General features: G+C 65.2%; 8 protein-coding genes. 3 read left to right on the forward strand and 5 right to left on the reverse strand.

Annotated features, from left to right (window positions below; translation table 11 throughout):
- Positions 1–284: 284 nt before the first annotated feature.
- From VKI00_RS22740 to VKI00_RS22750, 3 genes are read left to right on the forward strand one after another with little or no spacing between them, the layout of a single operon-like run.
- The gene (locus VKI00_RS22740; protein WP_324441485.1) at positions 285–506 is read left to right on the forward strand and encodes a hypothetical protein; all 222 of its coding nucleotides are present in this window, start codon (positions 285–287) and stop codon (positions 504–506) included.
- Positions 493–699, forward strand: coding sequence for a hypothetical protein (locus tag VKI00_RS22745; protein ID WP_324441499.1), 207 nt, complete (start codon positions 493–495; stop codon positions 697–699). Before VKI00_RS22740 ends, VKI00_RS22745 begins: the two co-directional genes overlap by 14 nt.
- Before the next feature lie 26 nt (positions 700–725).
- On the forward strand, positions 726–3,347 hold the full coding sequence (locus VKI00_RS22750; RefSeq protein ID WP_324441487.1) for a helix-turn-helix transcriptional regulator: 2,622 nt from the start codon (positions 726–728) through the stop codon (positions 3,345–3,347).
- On the opposite strand, the gene VKI00_RS22755 is transcribed toward VKI00_RS22750, so the two are convergent.
- The 5 genes from VKI00_RS22755 to VKI00_RS22775 all read right to left on the reverse strand — a co-directional run bounded on the left by VKI00_RS22755 (position 3,342) and on the right by VKI00_RS22775 (position 7,084).
- Positions 3,342–3,662: a hypothetical protein gene (locus VKI00_RS22755; protein WP_324441489.1), complete on the reverse strand. Its 321-nt coding sequence runs from the start codon at positions 3,660–3,662 to the stop codon at positions 3,342–3,344. The genes VKI00_RS22750 and VKI00_RS22755 overlap by 6 nt on opposite strands.
- A gap of 160 nt (positions 3,663–3,822) precedes the next feature.
- Positions 3,823–4,710: an aldose 1-epimerase gene (locus tag VKI00_RS22760; RefSeq protein WP_324441491.1), complete on the reverse strand. Its 888-nt coding sequence runs from the start codon at positions 4,708–4,710 to the stop codon at positions 3,823–3,825.
- Between the two features lie 29 nt (positions 4,711–4,739).
- The gene (locus VKI00_RS22765) at positions 4,740–5,903 is read right to left on the reverse strand and encodes an FAD-binding oxidoreductase (RefSeq protein ID WP_414687267.1); all 1,164 of its coding nucleotides are present in this window, start codon (positions 5,901–5,903) and stop codon (positions 4,740–4,742) included.
- Between the two features lie 36 nt (positions 5,904–5,939).
- Positions 5,940–6,611 (reverse strand): GAP family protein, encoded by a 672-nt coding sequence (locus VKI00_RS22770; protein WP_324441497.1) that lies wholly within the window; start codon positions 6,609–6,611, stop codon positions 5,940–5,942.
- Positions 6,612–6,757: 146 nt separating this feature from the next.
- On the reverse strand, positions 6,758–7,084 hold the full coding sequence (locus tag VKI00_RS22775; RefSeq protein WP_324441493.1) for a hypothetical protein: 327 nt from the start codon (positions 7,082–7,084) through the stop codon (positions 6,758–6,760).
- Positions 7,085–7,294: the final 210 nt, after the last annotated feature.

Below are 7,294 nucleotides of genomic sequence, written 5' to 3' on the forward strand. Positions count from 1 at the left end.
AAGCGGCGCCATCAGCCGGAGTCGATGAGTGAGCCCGTGTAAGCGGGGGAGCGAAGCGGCGCCATCAGCCGGAGTCGATGAGTGAGCCCGTGTAAGCGGGGGAGCGAAGCGGCGCCATCAGCCGGAGTCGATGAGTGAGCCCGCGTAGGCGGGCGAGCGACGAGGCGCCGACAGCCTGAGCCGCTGAATGCTCGTAGAACTCGGGTAGTGCACTACTCGTGCTTTCGGGTGACCAGGGGCGTTACGTTGCTCGCGAGAGACTCGCAGCGCTAGGAAATCCCGCAATGTTCGATCTGCCCAACGACAGCGACTACGACAGATGGCTCAATGTCTTCACCGAAGCATCCGCACGACTTGACGCCCTGGAAACAGCCGTAACCGACGTCCGCGACCTGCTGCGCTACAGCGCGGACGTCAACAGCGAAGAAATCCTCAAAGTGCTTGAAAAAACCACGTATAACCATTCGGGCACAGGTCAGCCACAACGAAGTCATGCCGACGGTTGAAGCGTGGCTCCGCCGGGAGTTGCGCGCGTCCGCTATCGAATTACGGAAGCTCGCCTACACGTTGCCCAACGGGGTGGGCGAATACAACCTGCTGCAGTTGTCGGATCGCATGAGCGCCGCCGCTGAGGAAGTGGTCCACGACCGCCGTCCTCAAAAAGCGGCTGATGAATCGCGGCTGAATTCGCACCGCTAATTCGACGCACGGGTTATAGTCGGCCGGTGATCAGCGGCGACCCGCTGACTGGGCGTGACAACGAATTGACTGTCATTCGCCGCGCGCTCAGCGGAGTAGGCAATCACTCCGGCGCCGTCATCGTTGGAGCCGCGGGAGTGGGCAAGACCCGGCTTGCGCGTGAAGTGCTGGCCCGTGCCAAAGCGTCGGGCGAGCGAACGTATTGGATTGTGGGCACGCAATCCGCGCAGCAACTCCCATTGGGTGCGTTCAGCGCGTCGATATGCGACGCCATCTCCGATCCGGTATCGGATGTGCGACGTATCATCAATTCCTTTGGCACGCAACAACATCAACGCCGTGCGCTGATCGGGATCGATGACGCGCACTTTCTCGACGCATTATCGGCGCATGTCGTACATCAGCTGGCCCAGGCCCGTGGAACACGGCTGGTGGTCACGGTGCGCATCGGCGGCGACGAGCCCGATGCGATCACCGCGCTGTGGAAAGATGACCTGCTCACCCGTCTGGACCTTCAGCCGCTGTCGGCTCCGGATGCCCACCGCATGATCGAGACCACGCTTGGCGGCGTGGTAGATAGCCGCAGCGCCAAGCGGTTCTGGAAATTGACCGGTGGCAACACGCTGTTTTTGCGCCAACTGCTCAAGGACCAGATCGACGCCGGCGCGATACGGAAGCTCGCCGGGGTATGGATCTGGGACGAGCGCGTCGCAGTGTCAGACAGCCTCGGTGACATTGTCGATCGGCAATTGGGCCGGTTAGCCCCCGGTGTGGCGCTGGTCGTCGACACGTTGTCGCAGTACGAGCCGCTGGCGGTCAACGTGCTCTGCGATCTGGTGGACCGCCGCGATCTCGAGTCCGCCGAACAGATGAACTTAGTCACCGTGGAACGCAGCGGCTCCAATCTCATGGCGCGACTGGCGCATCCGCTGTTCGGCGAGCTTCGACGAGCCGCGGCCAGCGAGATGTATCTGTCGCGACTCCGCGGCAAACTGGCACAACGGCTGGCTGAGGACAGCGACGCTGACATGCACGCGACGGTGCGCCGGGCGCTGTTGGCGCTGGAATCGGATCTTGCACCCGACCCGCAGTTATTTCTTCAGGCGGCGCGGTTCGCGATGACGCTACTCGACTTGGATCTGTCCGACCGATTCGCCACCGCCGCAGCGGACGCAGGGGTCAGCGAGGCCATAGGCCTGCGCGCGATAAGCCTGGCCGGGCGGGGCCACGGTAAGCAGGCCGAGGCGATCCTGGCCGGGATCGGCGTGAACGACCCCGACGGACACCACTGGGCGACCGTGCGCGCAGCGAACCTGATCTGGAACCTCGGCCAGCCCACCGAGGCGTCGGCCATTCTCGACGTCCTGGCATCGACACGCGAACGCACGGCGGAACGGGCTGAGCGCGCCGCGATCGAAGCGTGTGTAGACGCGGTGATGGCCCGCTGCGAAACTGCGGCGGAAAAGGCACAGGCGGCGCTGCGTTCGCCGACATTGCCCGACTATCACGCCATGTTGGCATCCATCGCGTTGACTATCGCGCAGGGCGCCCTCGGCAAAATCGACGACATCACCGGCTTGGTGGCGCAGGCCATCGACCGGGCGATCACGTCATTTCAGGCGTCGCCGATGAGGTTCTGGTACGGCGCCGTCTATGCGCGTGCCTGCCGATTGAACGGGCGAATCGACGAATGCGTGCGCTCGGCCACGCAGCTATCCGAATCGGCACGCGACGTTCCTGGTCTTGCCTATGCCAACCTCGCATTCTTGCTGGGCCACGCCCAGCTGGTTCGCGGGGAGATCCCTGGTGCGGTGAAGCTTCTGCACGAGGCGCTGGCCGGGGCCGAGAAGCACAGCGTCACAACCGGTTTACGAGCGGCGAGCTGCTTCGCGTTGGCTGAAGCCCATGCCAAGCTGGGTCAGCCGGACGCCGCCAACGACGCGGTCACCGAAGCGCGGAAATATGTGCCGGCCGACTACCTGTTCATGCAGACCGGCCTGGCGGTGGCCAGCGGCTGGGCCCTCGTGGCCAACGGGTGCCTCACCGAGGCGATCGCGGTCGTTCGTGCTGCCGGCGACGATGCACACAAGCGCAATCAGGCAACTCATGAACTGATCTGCTTACAAGTGGCGGCTCAATGGGGTGACACGTCGGGCGAGATACGCGCGGGTGAACTGGCCGACGATTTATCGCTTCCCCTTGCTGATGCCGTTGCGCAGCATACAAAGTCGCTACGGGCCGACGACGGGGAGGGTCTGCTCGCGGCATCGGCCGACTACCGAGCGCTCGGCGATCGGGCCGTCGCGGCCGACGTCGCCGCCCAGGCGGCGGTGGCGTTCAGCCGTAACCAGCAGCGCAAGCGCAGTCTGAATGCCGCGGCGTTGGCACAGCAGCTGGCCACCGACTGCGGCGGGTTATGCACGCCGGCGCTGCGAAACCGGATCGGCATAGGCGAACCGTTGACCGACCGTCAACGCGAGATCATCGAACTGGTTGCCGCAGGGTTGTCCAACAAGGAGATCGCCGAGCGGCTCGTGACATCGGTCCGCACTGTCGAGGGGCATGTGTATCGCGCGTACCAGCGCCTAGGAGCCGGGTCGCGCGAGGAGCTGGTCGAGATATTGCGAGCCAGCTCGGGTGGCTCATAACCTGTCCATTTCTCTTGCCATGCGGGCATCCTCGATGTACGTGGCCTGACGAGCGTAGTGGGGTCGGGGAGGCGGCGGCCGCAATGCGGCGCCGACGACGCGAAGCGCGTCGATCATTCGGCGGGTGATTGGGGTGGCCTTTGGCGCCACTGCGGCCGCGGTCCCGAACATCACCTCTTGTTCGGTGATCAGAACCGGCGGTTGTGGCTTGGTGACCAGAGTCGCCGGGGGTGACAAGTGGTCCTTGCTTGTCATCGATTGGATGTCGTCGACGGCATCCTGCGTTGCCTCGACGGGCAGTATTGAACTCGACATTGCCGATCGCCTCCCATAGTGGCTTGTGATGTATGGAAGGTATGACTGTCGATGGTTGACAAGCACGCGTAGCCGCCTACTCGTGTAACGGAGCGTGCCTACTCGACCGGCGCGTAAGCCCAGGTGAAGAGCGTGAAGTGCCGCCGCGGCGGCCTTGGCATTAGGCCCGGATCGAGAACTGGGCGATTCCCCAATCGCCGGGCAGTGCGGACCGGTAACCGCCGCGGCGCAGCGCGTCGGTGGAGGCGGTCATCGGCTCGAAGCACACCACCTCTTCGCTCAGCGGCGCGAAGATTTGCGCCGCCGGATAACCCTGCTCGAAGTGGACCTCGATGCGGCGGCCACCACCGGACACCGCGAACGTCGCGCCGTCGGCAACCTCGTCATAGCCGTCGTCAAAAGCCTTGTCGCCCAACGGTTCGGTGATCGCGGGTTGCAGAGTCGCCTCGCCGGTGGGCAGCCCCTGACCGTCGAGCTTCAGGTGCCGCATCGACGGGGTCTCGATGACCCACTGGTCGCGCGGCACACCGGGCAGCTGCAGGTACGGGTGGAAACCGAAACACAATGGAACCGGCTGGTTACCGGTCGGGGTTACCGAGGTGCGCATCCGGAGGGTCCGCTCGAACAGCGTCACGGTCAGCGACAGCCGATGCGGAAACGGAAAGCTGGCCATCAAGTCCTGGTCGGTGAAGTCCACTTCGGCGGTCAGCTCGTTGGCCGACTCGTGCGTCACTCGCCAGTTTGGATAGGCGGCCAGCACACCGTGGATCGGTAGGCCGTTGGCGTCGGTACGCACCCCGTGCTGGCCGGCTGCCAGGGTGACCGTCGTGCCCTCCGCCGTATACGTGTTGGCGCCCAATCGATTTGCCCATGGATACAGGATCGGGATCCCCATCGTCTTGCCGTTGGCCACATAGGCATCCAGGCCGCGGCGCTGACCGAGGAGTTCGACGCCCTGGTCGCTCAACGAGATGCCGATCATTCCGGCGTCGGGCACGAACTGGGCTTCTAGATCTGACGACGGGTCCCGCAAAGTGGCAGCGTGCACCTGGTAAGGCTAGCCGAGACTAGCCAGGTTCAGCTGGATAGCGGGTCATGCTGGATGCGTTCCGGCGGGGCCCCTTTGGCGATCAGCGCGGCCTTGGTGGCGCGGACCATCTCCGGTCCGCCGCTGATCAGGATCTGCCGGTCCCCCCAGCCGCCGTATTTGGTGACGATATCCATCAGCTTGCCGGTCTGGCGCAGGTGCAGTCCTCGCGGTGGCGTCACGTCGGGATAATCGGCGGCCCAGGCGGGGTCCTGGTTGTGCTCGGAGACCGGGGTCACCGACAGCCAGGGGTTGTGTGCGGCGATCTGCCACAAGGTGGGCAGGTCGTAAAGCTCGCACGGGTAGCGGCCGCCGAAGAACATGTGCACCCGCGGGTTCACACCCCAGCGGGTGAGGTCCATGACGATCGAGCGCAGCGGCGCCAGCCCGGTGCTGCCCGCCACCATCAGCACGTCGCCACCGTCGCGGTCGACCTGCAACCCGCCGTGCGGATTGGACAGCCGCCACCGGTCGCCGGGTTGGGTCTCGTGGACGATGGCGTTGCTGACCATGCCGCCCGAGACCGCGCGGACATGGAACTCGATGGCGCCGTTGTCATCCGGCGGGATGGCGGGCGTCAGGTATCTCCACCGTCGCGGGCACTGCGGCACGGCGACGTTGACGTACTGGCCGGCGTGATAGGGCATCGGGCGGTCCAGCTGCAGCCGAATCACCGCCAGGTCGCGGGATATCCGCAGATGCTCGATCACCGTGCCGTCCCACCAAGCCGGGCCCTGCTCGGCGTCCGCGGCGCCGCTCATCACGCCGGTGATCAGGTTCAGCGACTGCTGGGCGGCCGCGTCGACGGCGTCGGTCCAGGCCTCGGCCAGCTCGTCGCGCAGGGTCGCATGCAGCGCCTGCCCCAACGTCCCGTAGTGCTGGGGGAGCACCCCGTATTTGCGATGGTCGCGTCCGAGCTGAGCCAAAAACGCCACCGGCTCTTCCGCGCGCTGGGCGACCAGCTCGCCGTATACCCAATGCAGGGCGTGGGCGAAGGCGGCCCGCTGGCCGGCCATGTCCGGCGGGAACAGATCACGCGTCGAAACGTCGAGGGAAAACCAGCGGGTGTAAAACCGGCCGATGAGCCCGTTGTGGTCGCCTGGGTCGATGGCGGCATGCAATACCGCCAGCGCATCCCGGTCGTTGAGGCTCACGCCCGACGATTTTATGCGGGGTCGAGCGGCCCCTCGTTATAGCGCTTTAACGCCGTTGTGCAGCACCATCAAACCGATCACGATCAGGATCGCCGCGAGCAGCGCGGCATTGTTGCGCTCCATCCAGTCCTTCAGTCGCGCCATCGGTTCGGCGAGGCGATTACCGGCGCCCGTGTACGCCAAGACGGGGATCGCGACGGTGGATGCCGCGATGGCCACGAAGATGATGCCAAGTATCCACTCGGCCGTCATGCCGACATCACTGCCGCCGATGGCCAAACCGGCTAACGCGCACATGGTCAGCACCTCGACCCTGATCACGACCAACACCAGGCCGGTTAGCCCGGCGCGCGCGGGCGTCAGCGTTGAGAAAGGCTTCATCCATTTGGGTGCCTCGGTGTGGTGGCGCCGGTTCAGCCACTCGTAGATGCCGTAGCCGATGAGCGCCACCCCGAGGACGATGCGCAGCCAGGACGCCCAGGCGGGCGGTGACTTGCGCAGATCGCCGAGCGCGTCGGAGGACACGATGAAGATTGCCGTGAGCGCGGCCAGACCGAGCAGCCAGCTGACTAGGAAGGTGAGGCCGGTGGGCGTCGGCCGCGGCGTCTGTAACACCAGCACCGCTGGAATGATTGATAGCGGCGAGATCGCGACGACGAGCGCGAGCGGAATCAGCGTGGTCAGTAGGGAACCCCAACTTCCTGTCACGGGCAGCATCTTCGCATTGCTAGGTGACGAATGCTGCACGACCGGCAACGGTTAGCCCCTTCTGTGCCGTGTCGGATGGCGCCGCGCCTCAGCGGGCTCGTCCCTCGCCCGCATCGTTGCGACGCGGGATCGGATGGCGCAGCGCCTCAGCGGGCTCGTCCCTCGCCCGCATCGTTGCGACGCAGTGTCCAGGCCGGTACCCAGTGCGTGACGGTTTTGCGCTTCGACCCATAGGCGATCGGGTAGGTCACCAGCCCCCACCAATCGCCTTGCTCGCACATGCCCCAGCAGGTCAGCCAGCCCTCCACGACCTTGTGCAATTGCAGACCGTTGGGGTGATAGCGCCCCGAGCGGTGCGGCTCCCGCGGGAAGAGCACCGTCAGGTCAACCAGCACGGTGATCGGTGGACGCACCACCCGAAACGGGCTGCGGACCGGCTGCCCGTTGTATCCGATCGACGCGAGGTCGCCCACCGATCGATCATACGTTCGAATCTGTGGCCGCAGTCATGTTCGGTTGGCGAGGATGCGGTCGGGCTTCGGCGGTGTTGTCGTAAAACGGGGGTATTGAGTGTCCAGAAAGGATGGCGTGGCGTGCAGGTTGGAGTCGGGCTCGATCGGAGCCTCGGATTGCGATGGGATCAGTACCGCGAGCTTGGCAGGGATGCCGCACGCCTCGGCTAT

Origin of the sequence: Mycobacterium sp., assembly GCF_035314665.1 — a bacterium.
Taxonomy (GTDB): domain Bacteria; phylum Actinomycetota; class Actinomycetes; order Mycobacteriales; family Mycobacteriaceae; genus Mycobacterium.

Bases quoted from the DNA above. Each gene is read 5' to 3' on its own strand.
- VKI00_RS22740 (WP_324441485.1), top strand. From the start codon at position 285: ATGTTCGATCTGCCCAACGACAGCGACTACGACAGATGGCTCAATGTC.
- VKI00_RS22745 (WP_324441499.1), top strand. From the start codon at position 493: ATGCCGACGGTTGAAGCGTGGCTCCGCCGGGAGTTGCGCGCGTCCGCT.
- VKI00_RS22755 (WP_324441489.1), bottom strand. From the start codon at position 3,662: ATGTCGAGTTCAATACTGCCCGTCGAGGCAACGCAGGATGCCGTCGAC.